5 protein-coding genes are annotated in these 21,757 nt (G+C 68.0%); 2 read left to right on the top strand and 3 right to left on the bottom strand.

The window, feature by feature from the left end; all coding sequences use genetic code 11:
* Together OH686_RS14285 and OH686_RS14280 are read left to right on the top strand one after the other, a co-directional pair.
* Positions 1-1,329, top strand: a complete 1,329-nt coding sequence (locus OH686_RS14285; RefSeq protein WP_289533439.1) for an HlyD family type I secretion periplasmic adaptor subunit — start codon at positions 1-3, stop codon at positions 1,327-1,329.
* Between the two features lie 2 nt (positions 1,330-1,331).
* Entirely contained in the window at positions 1,332-2,654 is a 1,323-nt protein-coding gene (locus tag OH686_RS14280) for a TolC family outer membrane protein (protein WP_289533437.1), read from the top strand.
* 13 nt (positions 2,655-2,667) lie between these two features.
* On the opposite strand, the gene OH686_RS14275 is transcribed toward OH686_RS14280, so the two are convergent.
* From OH686_RS14275 to OH686_RS14265, 3 genes are all read right to left on the bottom strand, one after another.
* Positions 2,668-3,501, bottom strand: coding sequence for a hypothetical protein (locus OH686_RS14275; protein WP_289533435.1), 834 nt, complete (start codon positions 3,499-3,501; stop codon positions 2,668-2,670).
* On the bottom strand, positions 3,498-5,330 hold the full coding sequence (locus tag OH686_RS14270; RefSeq protein ID WP_289533434.1) for an O-linked N-acetylglucosamine transferase, SPINDLY family protein: 1,833 nt from the start codon (positions 5,328-5,330) through the stop codon (positions 3,498-3,500). The genes OH686_RS14275 and OH686_RS14270 overlap by 4 nt, the downstream gene beginning before the upstream one ends.
* Positions 5,331-5,413: 83 nt before the next feature.
* Positions 5,414-21,622, bottom strand: coding sequence for a beta strand repeat-containing protein (locus OH686_RS14265; RefSeq protein ID WP_289533433.1), 16,209 nt, complete (start codon positions 21,620-21,622; stop codon positions 5,414-5,416).
* Positions 21,623-21,757 lie beyond the last annotated feature (135 nt).

Genomic DNA, 21,757 nt, shown 5'->3' with positions numbered 1-21,757 from the left:
ATGTCCGCTGCCCCACCCAAACCGCCGCTACCGGCCGACATCCGCGACGCCACCAAGACCGCCAGGCTCGGCATGTGGATCATCGCCATCGGTCTCGGCGGCTTCCTCATCTGGGCCGCCTTGGCCCCCCTGGCCCAGGGCGTCGCCGGCAACGGCACGGTGGTCGTGGCCGGCGAGCGTAAGACCGTACAGGCCCTCGCCGGTGGCGCAGTGGAGGATATCCTGGTGCGCGAAGGCGACCGGGTCCAGGCCGGCCAGTTGCTGGTCCAGCTCAACACGGTGCAGGCACAGTCCCAGCTGGAAGTCGCCCTCGGCCAGTGGTTCTCCGCCCGCGCCAGCGAGGCGCGGCTGAGCGCCGAGCGCCATGGCCTGGAAAGCATCGTCTGGCCGGATGACCTGCTGGCCCGTGCCGACGACCCGCGCGCCAAGCGCAACATGGAGCTGCAGGGCACGCTGTTCGAGACCCGTCGGGCCGAGCTGACCAGCCGCCAGCAGATCCTCGGCAACCAGGCCGCCTCGCTGCAGGAGCAGCTGCGCGCCTACGAACAGATCAAGAACCACCTGGACACCCAGCTCGACTACCAGCGCCAGGAGCTGGACGGCCTACGCCAGCTGGCGGCGGAAGGCTATGTGCCGCGCAACCGCCTGTTCGAGGCCGAGCGCAATTCGGCGCAGCTCAGCGCCCAGCTGACGTCGGGCGTCGCCGATATCGGCAAGACCCGGCAGAGCATCGCCGAGAGCAAGCTGCAGGCGCTGCAGCTGCAGCAGAGTTTCCGCATCGAGGCCGAATCGCAGCTGGCCAGCGTCGCCGCCGAGGCCTCCAGCCTGGGCGAGCGGATCAAGGCCCTGGAGTTCGAGGTGAACAACGCCGCCATCCGCGCGCCGGTGGCCGGCCAGGTGATCGGCCTGTCGGTGCATACCGAAGGCGGCGTGATTCCCGCCGCGCAGCCGCTGATGGACATAGTCCCGCTCGGCTCGGCCTGGATCGTCAAGGCCAAGTTCGAGCCCGTGGTGGCCGACCGCCTGAAAATCGGACTGCCGGTCAACCTGCGCTTCTCGTCGCTGACCAGCGCCACCCTGCCGGTGGTCGAAGGCAAGGTACTGACCGTGTCCGGTGACCAGCTGCTGGACGAGCAGACCGGCCTGCCCTACTTCGCTGTCGAGGTCGAAGTAGGCCCCGAGGCCGTGGCCAAACTGCTGGCCCATGGCCTGGAGGTGAAGCCCGGCATGCAGACCGAGGTGCTGGTGCAGACCGGTGAGCGCACCTTCCTCAACTACCTGCTCAGCCCGCTGGAAAAACGCATCCGCGGCGCACTGAAGGAAGAATGAGCATGCGCCTGGCCCTCGCCCTGTGCACTCTGCTGAGCCTGCCGGCCCTGGCCCAGGAAGCGCCGCCGCTGTCGCTGCTGGATGCCTACGACAACGCGCTGTACAACGACCCCACCTTCCAGGTCGCCACCGCCGACTTCCAGGCCAGCCAGCAGGAAGAGGCCATCGGCCTGGCGCCGCTGCTGCCGCAGCTGGGCGCCAGCGGCCGCTACGGCAGCACCCGCCAACTCAGCGGCCGCGACCTCGACGGCAACAGCGAGGACCCGCGCTTCACCAGCAGCGGTCTCAGCCTGAGCGCCCGGCAGATCCTCTACGACCGCGCTCGGGCCGCCTACTACACCCAGGCCAAGGCTCGTGGCCGGCTGGGTGAGTCGATCTACGACGACGCCTTCCAGGAGCTGTTCCCGCGGGTGGTCGAGGCCTACTTCGAGGTGGCCCGGCAGGAGAACGAGCTGAGCCTGAGCCAGCAGCAGAAGCTCGCGATCGAGGGCCTGGTCAAGCAGACCCGCCGCCTCTATGAGGTTGGCGACGGCACCATCACCGATACCGAGGAGGCCCAGGCCCGCCTGGACCTGGTCAAGGCCCAGGAGATCGAGGCCAGCGCGCGCCTGCAGGCGGCCCTGCACGCCCTCGGCGGGCGCACCGGCACGCCGGTCGAGCGAATCGCAGCGATGCGCGAGGAGCTGCCGGGGGCGGCACCGCTGCGGGTCGAGGAGGATCTGGCCTTCTGGCAGCAACAGGCCCATTTGGCCGCGCCCCGCCTGGACGCGCGGCGCGACTCGGTGGCGGTGGCCGAGGCCGAGCTGCGCGCACAACGGGCCGGGCACTACCCCAGCCTGTCGCTGGTCGGCGAGCTGAACCACACCGATCGCGACGACCTGGCCGACGATTTCCGCCGCCAGTCGAGCTCCTACCTGGGCCTGTCGTTGGATGTGCCGCTGTATGCCGGCGGCGGGGTCAATGCCTCGTCGCGCAAGTCGCAGTTCGCCCTGTCCAGCGCCCAGGCCCAGCTGGACGACGAGGCCCGTCAGCTGTCCGAGGACATCGAGCGCAACTACCTGGGCGTGGTCAGCGGCTATGCCAAGTGCAAGGCCCTGCAGACCGCGGTGCACTCCAACCAGCGCGCGCTGGAGTCCGCCGAGAAGGGTTACCAGGCCGGCGTGCGCTCCACCGTGGATATCCTCAATGCCCAGCAGACCCTGTTCATGGCGCGCCGCGACCTGCTCAACAGCAAGCTGCTGATGCTGCAGAGCCTGGTCACCCTGCACGCCCGCAGTGGCCTGATGCACCGCGGCGTGCTGCAGCAGGTGGAAGCGCTGTTCTAGCCAGGCTGCGGGCTCAGACGCCCGGCACGTAGCTGCGCTCGCCGCTCTTCACCAGCAGGTTGAGCTGGCCGGTGTGACGGCTCAGCCAGTCACCGTTGCTGCTCGGCAGGCGGCGCAGCTGGCGCAGCAGGTAATAGCTGCCCAGGCGCTCGGCGCAGAACGCCCAGACCCGCGCCTGCACATCCGGCCGCTGGGTCGGGTGCAGCTCCACGCAGCGCCGCACCACCGCCTCGACGGCAGAGATGTGCGGCAGCCAGAAGTCCGCCGGCAGCACGCCCAGCTCGATGCCGCCGGGGAAGAAGATCTTCTCGTCGAAGAAGGGAATCACTTCCTGGCGATCCAGCACGCCGAGCTCCACCGCCACGGCGGTGAAGCGCAGCAGGTCCTCGATGTGGTGCACGTCCTTGTACTGGTACAGATAGCCGTGGTTGACCCCGTTGAGGGTGAACTGGCCCGGCTTGCCGATCAGATAGTCGGAAGCCTGCGGCAGCATCTGCTCGCTGAGCACCTGGCGGTCGATCTGCTCGGTCGAGAGCACATCCATCACCTGGTAGTTGTCGGCCTGCACGCCAATGCGCTCGCGGGTCATGAACTTGCGGTACTGGCAGATGCCCACGTGGGTCACGCCGGGCCGCTGCAGCAGCAGATTCTTCAGGGCGAAGGCGCCGGCGATCGAGCCGAGCACCGGGTGATGGGGCTCCCACTCCGGCGCCAGGTCGCGCAGGTTTAGACGCCCCAGCCCCTGGGCCTCGCCCATGTAGATGGGCGTGACGTAGTCCGGATAGTCCACTTCCAGCGGCACGTGGGTCAGGCAGGCGTAGAGCACCGAAGAGGGATTGCCGCTCACGAGCGCGCTTCCTTGGCGCCCAGCAGCGCCTCTTCGAAGCTGCGCACGAAGCGCGGCATGTCGAACAGCAGCGAGCTCTCGCGGCCTTGCTGCAGGCGCTGGCGCAGGCCACGCAGCTGCTCGGGGTCACGGGCCAGCTCGATGGCGCGGCGCTCGTAGTCGGCCAGGTTGTCGGTGATCAGCTCAGGCAACTCGAGGGCGGTGAGCAGGCTGCCGGCCATGCGCGAGGCGAAGGTGCGGCCGGAGCGGGTCAGCACCGGCAGGCCCATCCACAGCGCGTCGTTGGCCGTGGTGCCGCCGTTGAACGGATAGGCATCGAGGAACAGGTCCGCCGTGGTGTAGCGCGCCAGGTACAGCTCCGGCGCCACGCGCGGGGCGAATACCAGGCGCTCGGCGGCCACACCGTGGCGCTCGGCGCAGGCGATCAGGTTGGCCTGCGACCACTGGTTGTCGGCCAGCAGCCAGAACAGGCTGTCCGGCACGGCGGCGAGGATACGCATCCAGCAGGAGAACATCTCCTCGTTGAACTTGTAGTTGTTGTTGAAGCAGCAGAACACGAAGCGGTCGTCCGGCAGGCCGCACTCGGCGCGGCTGGGCAGCGGCGCCACCGGGCGCTGACGGTCGCTGCACTGGAACACCGGCAGGTACAGCGGCTTCTCGCTGTAGAAGGGCTTCTCGTCTTCCGGGATCAGGTAGCGGTCGGCGATCACGTAGTCGACGCAGGGCAGCCCGGTCGGCCCCGGGAAGCCCAGGTAGGTGAGCTGCAGCGGCGCCGGGCGATAGGCCAGGATGTTGGCCCGGGCGCCCGAAGTGAGCCCCTGCAGGTCGACCAGAATGTCGATCTCGTGCTGGCGGATCAGCTGGGCCGCGCCGGCATCGTCCAGGCCGCCGATGGGGATGAAGTGGTCCATCGCCGCCCGGACTCGCGCGCGCAGCGCCGAGCCGTCCTCGCGGCTCCAGCAGAAGCCGTAGACCTCGAAGCGCTCGCGGTCGAGCAGCTCGAACAGCTCCACCGTCAGCAGCGACACCGCATGCAGACAGAAGTCCGAGGACAGGAAGGCGATACGCGTGCGGCCGTGGGCATAGCCGCCGGCCGGCGCCAGCTCAGGCACCCGCTGGTTGATCCGCTCGGCGACGAAATGCATGGCGGTGGCCAGCTGCAGGCCCGGATCGTCGCTGGCCGAAAGCATGGCCAGCGGCGAGGTGGCCTTGAGCAGGTCACCGCAGGACAGGCCGTCGAGCGGCGTCAGCACCGGCCACTCGCACTGCTTCTGGCGCAGGTGCACCCAGTGCTGGATCACCTTGGGCTGGTTCGGATCGGCCTGCAGGCTGGCCAGCAGCTTCTGCTCCGCCGGCTGCAGCTGGCGAATCTCCTCCATCAGCCGGCCCATGGCGTTGAGCACCATGACGTACAGCTCGTGATTGAGTTCCGGTCCCACCAGTGGATGGTCGAGCATCGACTGCCAGATGGTCAGCGCATTCTCCGGTCGCCCTTGGCGCTCGATCACCGCACCCAGGTTGAACCAGGCCTGAGTGAAGTCCGGCTTGCGCTGGATCGCCGCACGATAGGCCTGCTCGGCCGCCGGCAACTGTTCCAGCTGTGACAGGGTCACGCCCAGGTTGAACTGCACGATGTAGTCGGCACTGGAGGTGCAGTGGCCCAGCCAGGTCTGGTACAGGCGCACCACGTCGGCAGGCCGCCGGGCCTGACCGAGACGCTCGGCCACGGCGATCAGCTGCATCGGTTCCAGCGCGGCCTTTTCGGCGAACTGCAACGCGGTCAGTAGGGCAACGTCGAGATTGGAGCTTTCGAGAGGGTTGGCGGACATGCAGACGCCTTATCGGAATGGGTGGCACAGCAACCCCACGGTGGCGCCTAGGGCGTCACCGTGGGGCATGCTCCAGCAGCTACTCAGGAGTAGAAGCTGGTGTGCACGTTGCTGGCAACCAGCAGCTGGATATCGCCGTCGTTGTACACGTCATAGCTGGTGCCGTCGACCTGTACGCTGCCCGCGGCCTGCCACTGCTCGGCGGAACCGGCGATCTGCACGCTGTCGTTGGCATCGCCGCTGACTACCAGCTGCACCGGCTGCGAGGCACCCAGACCAGTGGTATCCACCAGGCCGACCTGGCCGAAGTGGCTGACGCTTTCCGCATCCAGCTTCAGCGTGCTGGCGTGGCCGGCGTCGGCGCCCAGGTCGATACGGCTCAGGCTGTGCAGGCTGATCGACTGGTAGTCGAGCTGGGTCAGGTCGATGGCCTGTCCGGCCTCGCCACTGCGGAACCAGGCGTCGACGATGCTGTGCACCTCGCCGTCGACGGTCTGGTAGCTGCCGTGCAGGCCGATCCAGTTGCCGTTGTTCAGTTCGCTGGCCTGCTGCGCCTCGAGGCTGATGCTGGCGATACCCAGGCTCGACAGGCTGTACAGCTCGCCGCCCTGGCTCACGCCATCCTTGTTGGCATCCATCCACACCCGCAGCGAGGAGAAGGCATCGTCGTTGGCGTCGATGCGGCCGTCGTGGTTGCTGTCCAGCTCGGCCAGGGCGGCGAAGCCGTCACTGGCTTTGCTGCCATCGCTCAGGGTGGTAGCCGTACCGAACAGCTCGCTGCCGTCGTTGATGGTGCCATCGGCGTTGCGATCCAGCGCCAGCAGGCCATCGCCCTCGCTGACCCAGCCGGTAATGTCCAGATCACCATCGGCATCGATGTCGAAGTTGGTGTTGGCCGCCCAGTGCAGGGTCTGCACACCGTCTCCGTTCAGATCGAGGATCAGCGGCGAGGTGGTCAGCACCGCCAGTTGGTCGGTACTCATGGCCGCCAGCTGCGACGAGGTGAAGGCGTCCGCCTGGGTCATGCTCAGCCCCGTCAGCTGGTCGGTGGTCAGCGCGGCGATGTCCGCCACGTCGATGGCCGCCAGTTGCGCGGTGTTGAACTGGGCGAAATCACCGGCCTCGATGGCACCGATCTGCGCCGAGGTCAGCGCCACCACATCGGCGGTTTCCAGGGCGCCGATCTGGTCGCTGGTCATCGCGGCGATCTGATCGGTGGTCAGCGCCTTGATCTGCGACGTGGTCAGCGCCTGGATCTGCGCGGTGGTCAGCGCCGGGATCTGATCGGTGGTCAGCGCCGACAGGTCGGAGTTCTGCATCGCCTGGATCTGCGCAGTGGTCAGCGCCGCCAGATCCGCAGTCTCCAGCGCGGCCACCTGGGCGGTGGTCAGACCGTAGACCTGCGACGCGGTCAGCGCCTGGATCTGCGCCGTGGTCAGGGCCTCGATCTGCGCGGTGGTCAGCGCCGCCAGGTCGGAGATCTGCATGGCCTGGATCTGCGCCGTGGTCAGCGCCGCCACCTGGGCCAGGGTCAGCGCCTCGGCCTGGGCAGTAGTCAGCGAGACGATCTGCGAGGTGGTCAGCGCCTGCACCTGGCCGACGGTCAGGGCCTGGATCTGCGCGGTGCTCAGCGCCGCCAGATCGGTACCCTGGATGGCCTGGACCTGAGCATTGCTCAGCGAAGCCAGATCACCGACCTCCATGGCCGCGAACTGGTCGCTGGTCAGGGCGACGATCTGCGCCGTGGTCAGCGCCTGCACCTGGGCCACGGTCAGGGCGACGATCTGGTCGGTGGTCAGCACCGCCACGTCGGCCCCCTGCATGGCCGCCACCTGCTCGGTGGTCAGCGCCTGCAGCTGATCGGTGGTCAGTGCCTGCACCTGGGCAGTGGTCAGCTTGACCACCTGGTCGGTGGTCAGCGCGCCGACCTGGGTAACGGTCAGCTCCACCAACTGGGCGGTGCTCAGCAGCGCCAGGTCGGTGGCGTCGATGGCACGGATCTGGTCGGTGCTCAGGGCAGCCAGGTCAGCGGTTTCCAGTGCCTCGACCTGAGCGCTAGTCAGGCCCTTGATCTGCGCCGTGGTCAGCGCCTGGAACTGGTCGCTGGTCAGGTTGCGGATCTGCGCCGTGGTCAGCGCCGCGATATCGCGGGTCTCCATGGCCTGCAGCTGATCGGTGGTCAGCGCCTGGATCTGGTCGCTGGTCAGCGCCGCCGCCTGAGCGGTAGTCAGACCGACGATCGCCAGGGTGGACAGCGAAGCCAGGTCGCCGACCTGCATCTGCACCAGCTGAGCAGTGCTCAGCGCGGCCAACTGGGCGGAACCGAGCGCACCGGCCTGGGCATTGGTCAGCGCCACGATCTGCGCGGTGGTCAGCGCGGCCACGTCGGCGGTTTCCAGCGCGGCGATCTGCTCGGTGGTCAACTCGGCGAAGTCGGCCACTTCCAGCGCGGCCACCTGGGCGGTAGTCAGCGCCTGCACCTGGGCGGTGGTCAGCGCGGCGACCTGGTCGCTGCCGAGGGCGACGATCTGCGCGGTGGTCAGCGCCGCCAGGTCAGTGGTCTTGACGGAGACCAGCTGATCGGTGGTGAGCGCGGCGACCTGGGCAGTGGTCAGCGCGGCCGCCTGCTCGGCACTCAGGCCTTGCAGGGTAGCCGTAGTGATGGCCACCAGGTCGGCGGTCTCGATGCGGGTCAGCTGCGCCGTGGTCAGAGCCGCCAGCTGGGCCGAGGTCAGCGCCTCGGCCTGCTCGGTGGTCAGGGCCACGATCTGCGCACTGGTCAGTACCGCCACGTCGCGGGTCTGCAGGGCCTGGATCTGCGCCGTGCTGAGCAGGGCGAAGTCGGCGGCATCCAGAGCAGGAACCTGGTCGGTGGTCAGCGCGACGATCTGCGCGGTAGTCAGCGCCTGCACCTGATCGCTGGTCAGCGCCGCGATCTGTGCGGTACTCAGCACGGCCAGGTCGCGGGTCTCCATGGCACGGATCTGCGCAGTGGTCAGCGCCGCCAGGTCCGCGGTTTCCAGGGCCTGGAACTGGGTGGTTGTCAGCGCCTGGACCTGGGCAGTGGTCAGCGCCGCCACCTGCTCGGTGGTCAGGGCGACGATCTGCGCGGTGGTCAGGCCGCTGATGTCGGCCGTCTCGATGGCGCGGATCTGCACGGTGTTGAGCAGGGCCAGATCGGCAGTCTCCAGCTGCGACAGCTGGGTCTTGGTCATGGCCTGGATCTGCTCGGCGGTCAGCACCTTCACCTGGTCGCTGGTCAGGGCCACCAGCTGGGCGCTGGTCAGGGCGGCGACGTCCTGCGCCTCCATACCGGCCACCTGGGCGGTGGTCAGGGCCTGAATGTCGGCGGTCTCCAGTGCAGCCACCTGAGCCGGGCTCAGGGCCTGGATCTGGTCGTTGCTCAGCGCCCGCACCTGGGCAGTCGTCAGGGCGACGATCTGCGCGGTGGTCAGCGCCGCCATCTGATTCAGCTGCAGGCCGGCCAACTGGGCACTGCTGAGCAGGGCCAGGTCGGCGGTTTCCAAGGCACGCACCTGGGCGGTGGTCAGGGCACCGATCTGATCCTGGGTCAGGGCCTGCACCTGGGCAGAGGTAAGCTGCGGGATCACGGTGGTGGACAGCGCGGCCAGATCCTGCGGTTCCAGGGCAGCAATCTGCGCGGTGGTCAGGTTGATCACCTGAGTCGCGGTCAGCGCGGCGACCTGGGCACTGGACAGCAGCTGCACCTGGTCGGCGGTCAGCGCGGCGATGTCCGCGGTCTCCATCAGCACGATCTGGTCGGTGGTCAGCGCCGCCAGCTGCTCGAACACCAGTGCCTGCACCTGGGCGGTAGTCAGCGCCACCAGCTGGGCAGCACTCAGCGCCTGGATGCTGGCAGTGCTCAGAGCGGCCACCTGCGAGGCCGACAGGCTGGCGAACTGGGTGGTGCTCAATGCACCGGTCTGCAGCGTGGTCAGAGCCGCCACCTGCTCTTCGGTCAGGGCCGCGATATCTGCAGTGGCCAGAGCCTCGATCTGGGTGGTGGTGAGTTTGCTGATCTGCGCCGCGGAGAAGCCGTTGGCGAACTGCGCCGGCGTCAGCGCGACGATTTGCGCGGTGGTCAGCGCCTGCACCTGAGCACTGCTCAGAGCGTCGAGCTGGTTCACCGTCAGGGCAGCCACGTCCTCGGTGCTCAACGCCTTGATCTGCGCGGTGCTCAGAGCCACGACCTGGGCATCGGTCAGGGCGGCGATCTGTACGCTGGTCAGCGCGGTGATCTGCTCGTTGGTCAGGGCCTGCAGGTCCTCGGTCTCGATGGCCGCAATCTGATCGGCGCTCAGCGCGGCCAGGTCGGCGGTTTCCATGGAGCGGATCTGCGCCGTGGTCAGCGCGGCTATCTGATCCACGGTTAGCGCAGCCGCCTGAGCGGTGGTCAGACCCTGGATCTGTGCGCCACTCAGGGCAGCGATCTGATCGCTGGTGAGCGCGGCAATACGACCCGGGCTCATGGCAGCCAGATCGGCTACCTCGATCGCCCGAATCTGAGCCGTTGTCAGAGCCTGTAGCTGGGCATTAGTCAGCGCCGCCGCCTGGGCGGTGGTCAGCGCCACAAGCTGGGCATTGCTAAGGGCGGCGAAGTCCTGGCTCTCCAGCGCCGCGACCTGCGCAGTGGTCAGCGCCTGGATCTGCAGCGTGGTCAGCGCCTGTACCTGCTCGGTGGTCAGCGCCTGCACCTGGACGCTGGTCAGTGCCGCCAGGTCCTCGGTCTCCATGATGCGGATCTGCCGGGTGGTCCAGGCAGCAACCTGCTCGGTGGTCAGACCCGGCACATTGGCGGTGGTCAGCGACTCGACGAAGGCGATTTCCGCTGCGGTCATCGCATCCGGATCCAGCGCCGCCAGTTGCTCGGGGCTGAGGGCGGCCAACTGGGCGCTGGACAGCGCGGCGGCCTGAGCGGTGCTGAGTTCGGCCAGTTGCTCCGCCGTCATGGCGGCTAGGTCGGCCACTTCCATGGCGGCGATCTGAGTGCTGGTCAGGGCAGCGATCTGCGCCGGGGTCAGGTTTGCCACCTGGGCGGTGGTCAGGCCGACGATTGCAGCGGTCGACAACGAGGCGAAGTCAACGGCCTGCAGAGCGGCGACCTGGTCGGGGCTGAGCGCGGCGATCTGCGCACCGGTCAGCGCGGCGGCCTGGACCGTGGTCAGCGCGGCCAGTTGCACGTCGCTGAACACGGCGATATCGGCGGTCTGCAGCGCCGCTACCTGAGCGGTGGTCAGGGCCACGATCTGGGCAACCGAGAGCAGCTCGATCTGGGCGGTGCTCAGGGCCACCACCTGGGCGGTGCTCAGCGCAGCCACCTGAGCGGTGGTCAGAGCCACCACCTGGTCGGCGCTGAGTACCGCGATATCGGCGGTCTCCAGGGCACGCACCTGGGCAGTGGTGAGCGCAGCCAGGTCGGCCACCTCAAGGGCGACCACCTGGGCGGTGGTCAGGGCGACAATCTGGCCGGTGGTCAGGGCGGCGCTCTGGGTCGGCGTCAGGGCCACCACCTGCTCGGTGCTCAGGGCAGCGATATCGGCGGTTTCCAGGGCGCGCACTTGGGCGGTGGTCAGCGCGGCGACCTGCTCGCCGGTCAGGGCACGCACCTGGGCGGTGCCCAGGGCCACAATCTGCGCGGTGCTCATGGCCTGCAGATCGCCACTTTGCAGCGCCGCCACCTGGACGGTGGTCAGCGCGGCGACCTGGGAGGTGGTCAGCGCGGCGACCTGGGCAGAAGTCAGCCCGGCCACCTGCTGCTGGCTCAGCGCCACCAGGTCGGTGGTTTCCAGGGCGCGGATCTGCGCGGTGCTCATGGCAGCCAGGTCACCGGTCTGCAGAGCCGCCACCTGGGCGGAACTCAAGCCGGCGACCTGGGCGGTGCTCAGGGCAGCGACCTGGGCGCTGGTCAGGGCCACCACCTGGGCGGTGCTGAGCGCCTGGATGCTGGCGGTAGACAGCGCCGCCACCTGGGCGGTGCCGAGGGCGGCGATCTGCTCGACGCTCAGGGCATGGACCTGGGCGGTGCTCAGGGCCTGCAGCTGGGCATTGGTCAACGAGGCCAGGTCGGCGGTCTCGATGGCGGAGACCTGTGCCGTGGTCAGCGCGACCACCTGGGCGGTGCTCAGCTTGGCCAGCTGGGCACCGCTCAGCGCGGCGATCTGCTCGACAGTCAGGGCCGCCAGGTCGGCGGTTTCCAGGGCGGAGATCTGCGCAGTGGTCAGGGCTGCCACGTCGGCGGTTTCCAGGGCGGAGATCTGGGCCGTGGTCAGCGCGACTAGCTGCGCACTGCTCAGGGCCTGAATCTGCGCGGTGGTCAGTGCCGCCAACTGGTCACTGGTCAGCACGGCCAGGTCGGCATTTTCCAGGGCACGCACCTGGGCGGTGCTCAGCCCGGCGACCTGGGCCTGGGTCAAGGCACGTACCTGGGCGCTGGTCAGGGCAGCGATCTGCACGGTGCTCATGGCCTGCACATCGGCGACCTCGAGAGCCTCGATCTGCACAGTGGTCAGCTTGGACAGCTGGGCGGTGCTCAGCGCGGCGACCTGGGCACTGGTCAGGGCGATGATCTGGTCGGCGCTGAGCGCGGCCAGATCGGCGGTTTCCATGGCGGCGATCTGCGCCGTGGTCAGCGCGGCGACCTGGGCATTGCTCAGGGCGGCGATCTGGCCGACGGTCAGGCTCGGGATCATCAAGGTACCGATCGCGGCTAGGTCGGCCGTCTCCAGCACGGCGATCTGGTCGACGGTCAGGGCCGCCACCTGGGCAGCGGTCAGGGCGCCGGCCTGAGCGCTGGTCAGGGCAACGATCTGCGCAGCGGTCAGGGCTGCCACGTCGGCGGTCTCCAGCGCCTGGATCTGCCCGGTGGTCAGCGCAGCAACCTGGGCGGTAGTCAGCGACTCGACCTGGGCGGTGGTCAGCGCCACCAACTGGGCCGAGGTCAGCGCCTGCACCTGGGCGACGGTCAGCTTGTTCAGCTGGGCGCCGCTGAGGGCCGCCAGGTCGGCGGTCTCGATAGCCTTGACCTGGGCCGGAGTCAGCGCCTGCAGCTGGCCGCTGGTCAGGGCCGCCAGTTGGGCCGAGCTCAGGGCGACTATCTGAGCGGTGCCCAGGGCGGCCAGGTCGGCGGTCTCCAGCGCACTCACCTGGGTCGGCGCCAGGGCGGCGACCTGGGCGGTGGTCAGCGCGGCCGCCTGAGCGGTGCTCAGCGCCACTAGCTGGCTGCTGCTCAGGGCCACCAGATCGGCGGCATCAATGGCGCGGATCTGCGCGGTGCTCAGGGCGTGCAGGTCAGCGGTGCTCAGAGCGGACAGCTGATCGCTGCTCAGGGCGGCGATCTGCGCGGTGGTCAGGGCGGCCGCCTGGGCGGTGGTCAGCACGGCGATCTGCGCCAGTTGCAGAGCGGCGATATCGGCGGTTTCCAGCTTGGCGAGCTGGCTCGGGCTGAGGGCGACCACGTCGGTCGTCTGCAGCGCGGCCACTTGCTCGGTGGTCAGGGCGATCAGCTGGGCACTGGTTAGTGCCGCCACCTGGGCGGTGGTCAGAGCCTCGATCTGATCGGTGCGCAGGGCAGCCAGGTCGGCGGTCTCCAGCGCCTGGACCTGCGCGGTGGTCAGCGCCTGCAGGTCGGCGAGTTCGAGCGCCTGGATCTGCGCGGTGGTCAGTGCTACCAGCTGGGCGGTGGTCAGCGCCTGCACCTGTGCCGTAGTCAGGGCGCCGATCTGCTCGGCGCTGAGGACCGCCACATCGGCGGTCTCGATGGCACGCACCTGGGCTGTGGTCAGCACGGCGATCTGCGCCGCGCCGAGTGCCTGGATCTGCGTCGAGGTGAGGGCAACGATCTGTTCGGTGCTCAGGGCACGCAGGTCGGCACTCTCCAGCGCGGCGATCTGGCCGGCGGTGAGCTTGCTGATCTGGGCAGTGGTCAGCGCGGCCACCTGGGCAGTGGTCAGCGCGGCGATCTGCGCGTCGGTCAGGGCCGCCAGATCGGCGGTTTCCAAGGCACGGATCTGTGCGGTGCTGAGGGCAACCAGGTCGACGTTCTCCAGCGCCGCCACCTGGGCGGTAGTCAGCGCCTGGATCTGCGCGGTGGTCAGCGCCTGCACCTGGGCGGCGGTCAGGTTGACGATCTGCTCGGCGGACAGCGCGGCTAGGTCTGCGGTTTCCAGGGCACGGATCTGCAACGTGGTCAGGGCCGGGACCTGCTCCAGGGTCAGCGCCTGCACCTGGGCAGTGGTCAGCGCGACAATCTGGGCGGTGGTCAGGTTGACCAGGTCGGCGGTCTGCCAGGCGGCGATCTGCGAGGTCGGCAGGCTGGCGATCTGCGCGGTGGTCAACGCGGTCGGCTGCGAGCCGGCCAGGGCGAACACCTGCTCCTGACTGAGGGCAGCCAGATCGGCCGTTTCCAGCGCCGCGATCTGGACACTGGTCAGTTGGGTGATCTGGGTGGTGGTCAGTGCCTGGATCTGTGCAGTGGTCAGAGCCACGATCTGCGCGGTAGTAAGGGCACGCAGGTCGCTGTTTTCCAGGGCGGCGATCTGGGTCTGGGTCAGGCTGGCGACCTGGCCGGTGCTCAGGGCAACGACCTGGGCGGTGGTCAGTGCCTGCACTTGGGCAGTGGTGAGAGCCGCCAGATCGACGGTCTCAAGGGCGCGAACCTGAGTGCTGGACAGAGCCTGTACCTGGCCATTGGTCAGGGCGGCGACCTGGGCGGTGGTCAGCGCGACGATCTGCGCGGTGCTCAGCGCGGCCAGTTGGGCAGTGCTCAGAGCGGCGATCTGCGCAGTGGTCAGCGCGGCCAGGTCCTCGGTCTGCATGGCCTGCAGCTGGGCGGTGCCGAAACCGGCCAGGTCGGCCACTTCGATGGCCGCCACCTGGGCAGTGGTCAGTGCAACCACCTGGGCGTTGCTTAGGGCGGCGATCTGGTCCTGGCTCAGTGCGGCGACCTGATCGGTGCTCAGGGCGGCCAGATCATCGGTCGCTAAGGCACGAACCTGGGCGGTGGTCAGGCCAGACAGCTGGTCGGCGCTCAGCGCACGGACCTGTGCCGTGGTCAGCGCGACGATCTGCGCGGTGGTCAGAGCTTCCAGCTGGACGGTCGACAGCGCGGCGATGCGGTCGGTCGCCAGGGCGGCGAGGTCGGCAGTCTCCAGGGCACGAACCTGGGCGGTACCCAGCGCGGTGACCTGGTCGATGGTCAGCGCGGCAGCCTGGGCGGTGGTCAGCGCAGCCAGCTGGGCGGCACTCAGGCCGGCCACGTCACCGGCTTCCAGCGCGGCTACCTGGGTTGTGGTCAGGGCGGCGATCTGCGCGGTCTTCAGCGCGGCGATCTGCGCCGTGCTCAGGGCGAGCATCTGCTCGGTGCTGAGCGCCACCAGATCCTCGGTCTCGATCGCGGCCATCTGGGCGCCACTGAGCGCCTCGAGCTGCTCGGCAGACAGCACCTGCATCTGGGTGCTGGTCAGCGCTGCCACCTGGGCGGTGGTCAGCGCAGCGATCTGCGCGGTATCCAGGTTGGCGACCTGGACGGTGGTCAGGGCGGCGACATCCTCGGTTTCCAGCGCGCGGATCTGTCCCGTGCTCAGGGCTTCCAGCTGGCCTTGGGTCAGGGCAGCCACCTGGGCAGTGGTCAGCGCGGCGATACGGGTGTTGCTCAGGGCGGCGACGTCCACGGCATCCAGCGCAGCGATCTGTGCAGTACTCAGCGCGGCCACCTGGGTCACGTTCAGGGCGGCCACCTGCGCGGACGAGAGCGCGGCGATCTGGGTGGTGCTCAGGCCGGCCAGGCTGACCGAGCTCAGGGCGCCCATCTGGGCGACGGTCAACGACGTCACCTGGTCGATGGTCAGAGCGGCCAGCTGGGCCGAGGAAAGGGCAGACACGCTGACAGTGGTCAGCTTGGACAGGTCGGCGGTCTCCATGGCCGCCAGCTGCTCGGTGCTCAGCGACGCCACCTGGGCAGAGGTGAGTCCGCGCACCTGAGTCTGGGTCAGGGCGACAATCTGCTCGGTGGTCAGGGCGTTCAGGTCGGAAGCATCCAGTGCCGCGATCTGGTCGGAGGTCAGCGCAGCGATCTGCGCGGTGCTCAGGGCAGCCATCTGCACCGAGCTGAGGCCGGAGATGGTCGAAGGCGCCAGCGCGGCCAGGTCGGAAGGCTCGAACGCGGCCACCTGCTCGGTGCTGAGTGCCACCATCTGGGCGCTGGTCAGTGCCGGTACTTGGTTTTCGGTCAGTGCGGCGATCTGCGCGGTGGTCAGGGCCTGGGTCTGAGCCACGCTCAGGCCGGCGATGGCGGCGCTGGTCAGCGCGGCCAGGTCCTGGACCTCCAAGGCACGGATCTGGTCGGTGGTCAGGGCGGCCAGCTGCGCGGAGCGCAGGGCAACCACCTGGTCTTCGGTCAGCGCGGCGATCTGCGCGGTGCTCAGGGCACGGATATCGGCGGTCTCCAGCGCTCCCAGCTGATCGGAGCCGAGACTGGCCACCTGCTCGACCGTCAGCGCGCCAATCTGGGCCGAAGTCAGCGCGACAATCTGCACGGTGCTGAGCAGCGCCAGGTCTTCGGCATCCAGAGCAACGATCTGGTCGGTGGTCAGGTTAACCAGCTGGGCAGTGCTCAGCGCAGTCACCTGGGTACCGGTCAGTGCCTGCACCTGGTCGGTGGTCAGCGCCTGGATCTGGGCAGTGGTTAGATTGCGGATGACCGCGGTGGACAGTTGCTGCAGATCGGAGGTCTCGATGGCGGCGATCTGTACGCTGCTAAGGGCAGCCAGCTGACCGGAACTGAACGCTACCATCTGCTCATTGGTCAGGGCGACGATCTGCGCGGTACCCAGCGCCGCGATATCCTGGCTGTCCAGCGCCGCCACCTGATCAGTACCGAGGGCAGCCACCTGGTCGGTGGTCAGAGCCGCGACTTGGTCGCTGCCCAGCGCCTTGATGCTGGCAGTGGACAGTACGATCAGATCGTCGATCTCCAGAGCGGCCACCTGATCGCTGGTCAGAGCGGCGATCTGGCTGGTCGTCAAGGCAGCTACCTGGGCCGTAGTCAGTACCTGGATCTGCTCGACGCTGAGCGCACGCAGGTCGGCAGTTTCCAGGACACGAACCTGGGCCGTGGTCAGGGCCTCGATCTGCTCGGTGCCGAGCGAGGCCACCTGATCAGTACCGAGCGCCGTCACCTGGGCGGTAGTCAGCGCGCGCAGCTGCACGCTGCTCAATGCCAGCAGCTGTTCCTGGCTGAAAGCGGCGACATCCACGGTATCCAGCGCGGCCACCTGGGCCGTGGTCAGGGCGGCGACCTGGTCACTGCTCAGCGCGCTCACCTGGGCCGAGCTCAGGGCCTTGATCGAGGCAGAGCTCAGTTGGGCCAGGTCGGCGGTCTCGATGGCGGCAATCTGCTCGGCGCTGAGCAGACCGATCTGCTGAGTATTGAGTGCCGCCAGCTGGGCGCTGGTCAACGCGGCGATCTGCTCCGAGGTCAGTCCCTGGACTTGGGTGCTGAGCAGCGCGGAGATGTTGGCGGTGGCCAGCACCGCCAGATCGGCGGTTTCCATCGCGGCCAGCTGGCCTACGGTCAGAGCGCGAATCTGCGCGGTAGTCAGAGAGGCTGCCTGCGCGGTAGTCAGGGCCGCCATCTGCTCCTCACCGAATGCACGCAGCTGGGCGGTGGTCAGTGACTTGAAGGCGGTCAGGCCCATGCCGGCGATGTCCTCGGCCTCCAGCGCGGCCACCTGGGCGGTGGTCAGCGCGATAATCTGGCCGGTGCCGAGCGCGGCCACCTGGGCACTGCTCAGTGCAGTGATCTGGTCCTCGCTGAGCGCATGCAAATCTGCCGTCTCCAGCGCCGCCACCTGGGCCGTGCCGAGGGCGGCCAGCTGTTCGGTGGTCAGCTCTGCGACCTGGCTGGACGTTAGCGCCCTGATCTGCAGAATGGAGAGCCGGGCCAGATCTTCGGTGGCCAGGGCAGCGACCTGCTCCGGAGTCATGCTCGCCACTTGCGTGGTGGTCAGGGCAACCACCTGGGCGGTAGTCAGCGCGGCGATTTGCGCGCTGTCCAGCATCACCAGGTCGGCAGTCTGCAGGGCGGCGACCTGCGTTGGTGTCAGCGCAGCCACCTGGGCGGTGGTCAACGCGGCCACCTGGGCCTGGGTAAGGCTGACGATGGCGGCACTGTTGAGAGCCGCCAGGTCCTGGGTGTCTAGCGCGGCGATCTGAGCGGTGAGCAGCTTGGAAATCTGGTCGGTGGTCAGTGCCGCCACCTGGCTGGAGCTCAGGCTGGCTATCTGCGCCGAGCTGAGCTGGCGTATATCTGCGGTTTCGATGGCGCGCACCTGGGCCGTGGTCAGCGCCGCCAGCTGGGCGGTGCTCATGATGGCGAAGTGGGCGGTTGTCAGCGCAGCGACATCGGCGGTCTGCAGCGCACGAATCTGCGCGGAGTCGAGCACCGCGATCTGCGCGGTGGTCATGGCCTTGAAGTCTTCGCTGCCGAGGGCAACGATCTGCGCGGTATTGAGCACGTCGACCTGATCGCTGGTCAGGGCGGCGACCTGCTTGCTGGTCAGCGCGGTGACCTGAGCGGTATTCAGCGCGGCGACCTGTGCGGTGGTCAGCGCAGCGACCTGAGCGGTAGTCAGCGCCACCACGTCGGCGGTCTCCATCGCGGCGATCTGCGCCGAGCCCAGGGCGGCGAACTGCGCGGAACTCAGTGCCTGCATCTGGGCAGTGCTCAGCGCCTTGACCTGGGTCGCGGTGAGCGCCTGGATCTGGTCAGTAGTCAACCCGGCGACCTGCGCCGGAGTGAGCACGGCGATCTGCGACACACTCAGCTTGCTGATGACCGCAGTGTCGAGCGCGGCCAGGTCGGCGACCTCGAGAGCGCGTACCTGGGCGGTGGTCAGGACGGCTACTTGAGCGGAATCGAGGGCGGCTGCCTGGGTGGTGGTCAGGGCCACGATTTGCGCGGTGGTCAGCGCCATGACGTCAGCGGTCTCGATGGCGTCTATCTGCGCGGTGGTCAGCGCCGCCACCTGGGCATTGGTCAGCTTGGAGACCTGCGCGGTAGTCAGCCCCTTGATCACGCTGACCGACAGGGCCTGCAGGTCGGCGGTCTCGAAGGCGCGGATCTGCGCAGTGGACATGGCCGCCACCTGGGTGGAGACCAGTGCCGCGGCATGGGCGGTGGTCCAGGCCGCGATCTGAGCGGTAGTCAGAGCGGCAATATTGGCCGTGGTCAGCGCACCGATTTCGCGGGCAACCAGCTGCTCGGCGCTCAGCGGCGCCGACAGCGCATTGATCTGCGCGGTGGTCATGGCTACCAACTGCGGGATGGTCAGGGCGTCGACCTGGGGAGCGGTCAGCGCAGCCATCTGATCGGTAGTCATGGCGCGGATGTCGGTCGTCTCGATGGCCTTGATCTGGGCAATAGTCAGGTCGTCCACCTGAGTCGCATCCAGGCTGGCGATCTGGGCGCTACTCAAGGCGGCGATGGCGGCGGTGGAAAGCGCCGCCAGGTCGCTGGCTTCGAGGGCATTGAGCTGCGCGGTCTTCAGCGCGGCCACCTGGGCGGTAGTCAGGGCTCCGGCCTGAGCGACGGTCAGCGCTTCGATCTGATCCGTGGTCAACGCCGATACCTGGCCGCTGGTCAGGCCACGAATGGCCAGAGTCGACAGCGCCGCGAAATCGGCCACCTCGAGGATCGCCAGCTTGGCGGTCGGCAGGGCGGCGATCTGCGCGGAGGTCAGGGCCGCCGCCTGGGCCGGGCTCAGGGCCACCAGCTGGGCGCTACCCAGGGCGGCGAAATCGGCCGGCTCCAGCGCGGCCACCTGAGCGGTGGTCAGCGCGGCGACCTGATCACTGGTAAGGGCTGCTGCCTGCGCAGTGCTCAGCGCCTTGAGCGTGGCGATGGACAGGCTCGGGATGTCACCCACCTCGATCGCCTGGATCTGTGCAGTACTCAGGGTGGCGACTTGGATCGCGGTCACGGCTCCGATCTGGGCGGCGCTGAGCAGCGTAATGTCGGCGGCGCTGAGCGCCTTGAAGTCACCCGCCTCCATGGCGGCGATCTGAGCAGTGGACATGGCCTGCAGCTGGGCGTCCGTCAGGGCAACCACCTGCGCAGTGGTCAGGCCGACGATGGCGGTGGTGGAAAGCTTGGCGAGGTCGGCAACCTCCAGAGCAGCAATCTGATCGGTAGTCATGGCACCGACCTGGGCCCCGGTCAGGGCGGCCGCCTGCGCGGTAGTCAGGGCCACCAGCTGACCGTTGGTCAGGGCACGAATCTGGGAGGTCGTAAGACCGGCAATGGTCGCCGGAGGCAGGGCAGCCAGATCGGCATCGTCGATGGCCTGGATCTGCGCGGTGGTCAGTACTCCGATCTGCGCTGCGGTCAGGGCGCCGATCTGCGCCGAGCTCAGCGCGGCAATGCTGGCCGTGCTCAATGCGGCAACGTCGACGGCATCCATGGCGCGGATCTGGGCAGAGGTCAATGCCGCTACCTGGGGCGCGGTCAGCGCCTGAACCTGGGCCGTGGTCAACCCCTTGATGGCTGCGGTATTGATCGCGACAAAGTCGGCGGTCTCGATGGCGGCGATGCTGGCCGTACTAAGCGCAGCCACCTGGGTAGCGGTCAGGGCGGCGGCCTGGGCGGAGGTCAGTGCCTCGATCTGATCGGTGCTCAGCGCACGTACCTGAGCTGTAGCCATGGCGGCCAGGGTGGCCGGGGCCAAGCCGACTATGTCATCACCAATGGCAGCGATCTGCGCAGTAGACAGCACCAAAACCTGAGCACTGGTGAGGGCACCCACTTGGACGGAATCCAGAGCACCCACCTGGCCGGCAGTCAGCGCCTTGACGTCGGCGCTATCCAGCGCGGCGACCTGGGCAGTGGTCAGCGCGGCTATCTGGTCGGTGCTCAGCGCGACGATCTGGGCGGTATTGAAGCCAGCGATGCTGGTCGGCGCCAACGCTGCGATATCCGCCTCTTCCAACGCTTGCACCTGAGCGGTGGTCAACGCGGCCAACTGGGCGGCCTTGAGCGCCTTGACCTGGGCAGTAGTCAGGGCCTCGATCTGATCGGTGGTCAGCTTGGCCACCTGGGCGGTGGTCAACATGCCGATAGCGGCAGTGCTCAATGCGGCGAAGTCGGCGGCCTCGATGGCCTGGATCTGTACGGTAGTCAGAGCGGGGATCTGGGTCGAAGTCAGAGCACCGATCTGGTTGCTTTCCAAGGCAGCAATCTGTGCAGCACTCAAAGCCTGCACATCCGCCGTCTCGAGGCGCTGGATCTGCGCGGTGGTGAGGGCCTGAATCTGATCGGTGGTGAGGGCAGCCACCTGGGCCGTGGTAAGACCGATCACTGCGGCAGTCGACAGGACCGCCAGATCCACCTCTTCGAGGGCGCGAATCTGCGCAGTCCCCAACGCGGCGATCTGTGCGGCGCTCAACTTACTGACCTGCAGGGTGGTCAGCGCCTCTACCTGAGCGGTGGTCAGCCCCGCCACCTGGTTGGTCTTCAGTGCGGCAACTACCGCCGTACTCAGGTAGGCGACATCGGCGACCTCGAGAGCGGCCAGCTTGGCCGGGGTCAGCGCACCGACCTGAATGGAGTTCAGCGCAGCCACCTGATGGGAGCCCAGAGCGGCGATCTGCGCGTTGGTCATGGCGCCGACATCGGTATCCAGGGCGGCAATCTGCAGAGTGCTGAGCGCGGCCACCTGGCCGGTGGTCAGGGCAGCGACCTGAGCTGAGGTCAGCGACTTGATGGAAGCCGCACTCAGAGCGACCAGGTCTTCGGTATCCAGGGCGGCGACCTGATCGGTACGCAGCGCCGCCAATTGAACACTGCTCAGACTTAGCACCTGAGCGCTGGAGAGGGCCTCGATCTGCGCGGTGCCGAGCGCGGCGAGATCAGCGGTTTCCAGTTTCTGCAGCTGAGCGGTGGTCAACGCGGCGGCCTGGGTGGCATTCAACGCCGCGGCCTGACCGGTAGTCAGGGCCACAATTTGTGCAGTAGTCAGAGCAGCGGTCTGACCGGCATCCAGCGCGGGAATCTGGTCGCTGGTCAGGGCGGCGAAATCAGCCGTCTCCATGGCCCGCAGCTGGGCTGTGCTGAGGGCCTCGATGCTTTCGGTGGTAAGGGCGCGAATCTGTGCAGTGGTGAAGGCGACCATCTGCGCCGTGCTCATGCCGGCGATGTCTTCGGTGGTCAGCGCCGCGATCTCGGCAGTGGTCATTGCAGCCACCTGAGCGGTGGTCTTGCCAGTGAAGATGCTGCTCATTGTTTTTGTACCTGCACAGAGTGGAGAGCCGCCTCAGCCTTGCCACCCAGGCATGCCGTCGCGGAAATAGAGAAACCCGTTTGTATAGTGGCGGCAGAATCCCCTAAACCTTGAGGTCTGGGGAAAGAACGTTTC

It is taken from the genome of Pseudomonas sp. SO81 (assembly GCF_030374125.1).
In the GTDB taxonomy this organism is placed as follows: domain Bacteria; phylum Pseudomonadota; class Gammaproteobacteria; order Pseudomonadales; family Pseudomonadaceae; genus Aquipseudomonas.
This window is presented reverse-complemented; position numbering and strand designations above follow the sequence as displayed.

What these genes read in the sequence shown, in the direction of transcription:
- OH686_RS14265 (WP_289533433.1), bottom strand. Translation starts at nt 21,622, where the DNA reads ATGAGCAGCATCTTCACTGGCAAGACCACCGCTCAGGTGGCTGCAATG.
- OH686_RS14280 (WP_289533437.1), top strand. Translation starts at nt 1,332, where the DNA reads ATGCGCCTGGCCCTCGCCCTGTGCACTCTGCTGAGCCTGCCGGCCCTG.
- OH686_RS14270 (WP_289533434.1), bottom strand. Translation starts at nt 5,330, where the DNA reads ATGTCCGCCAACCCTCTCGAAAGCTCCAATCTCGACGTTGCCCTACTG.
- OH686_RS14285 (WP_289533439.1), top strand. Translation starts at nt 1, where the DNA reads ATGTCCGCTGCCCCACCCAAACCGCCGCTACCGGCCGACATCCGCGAC.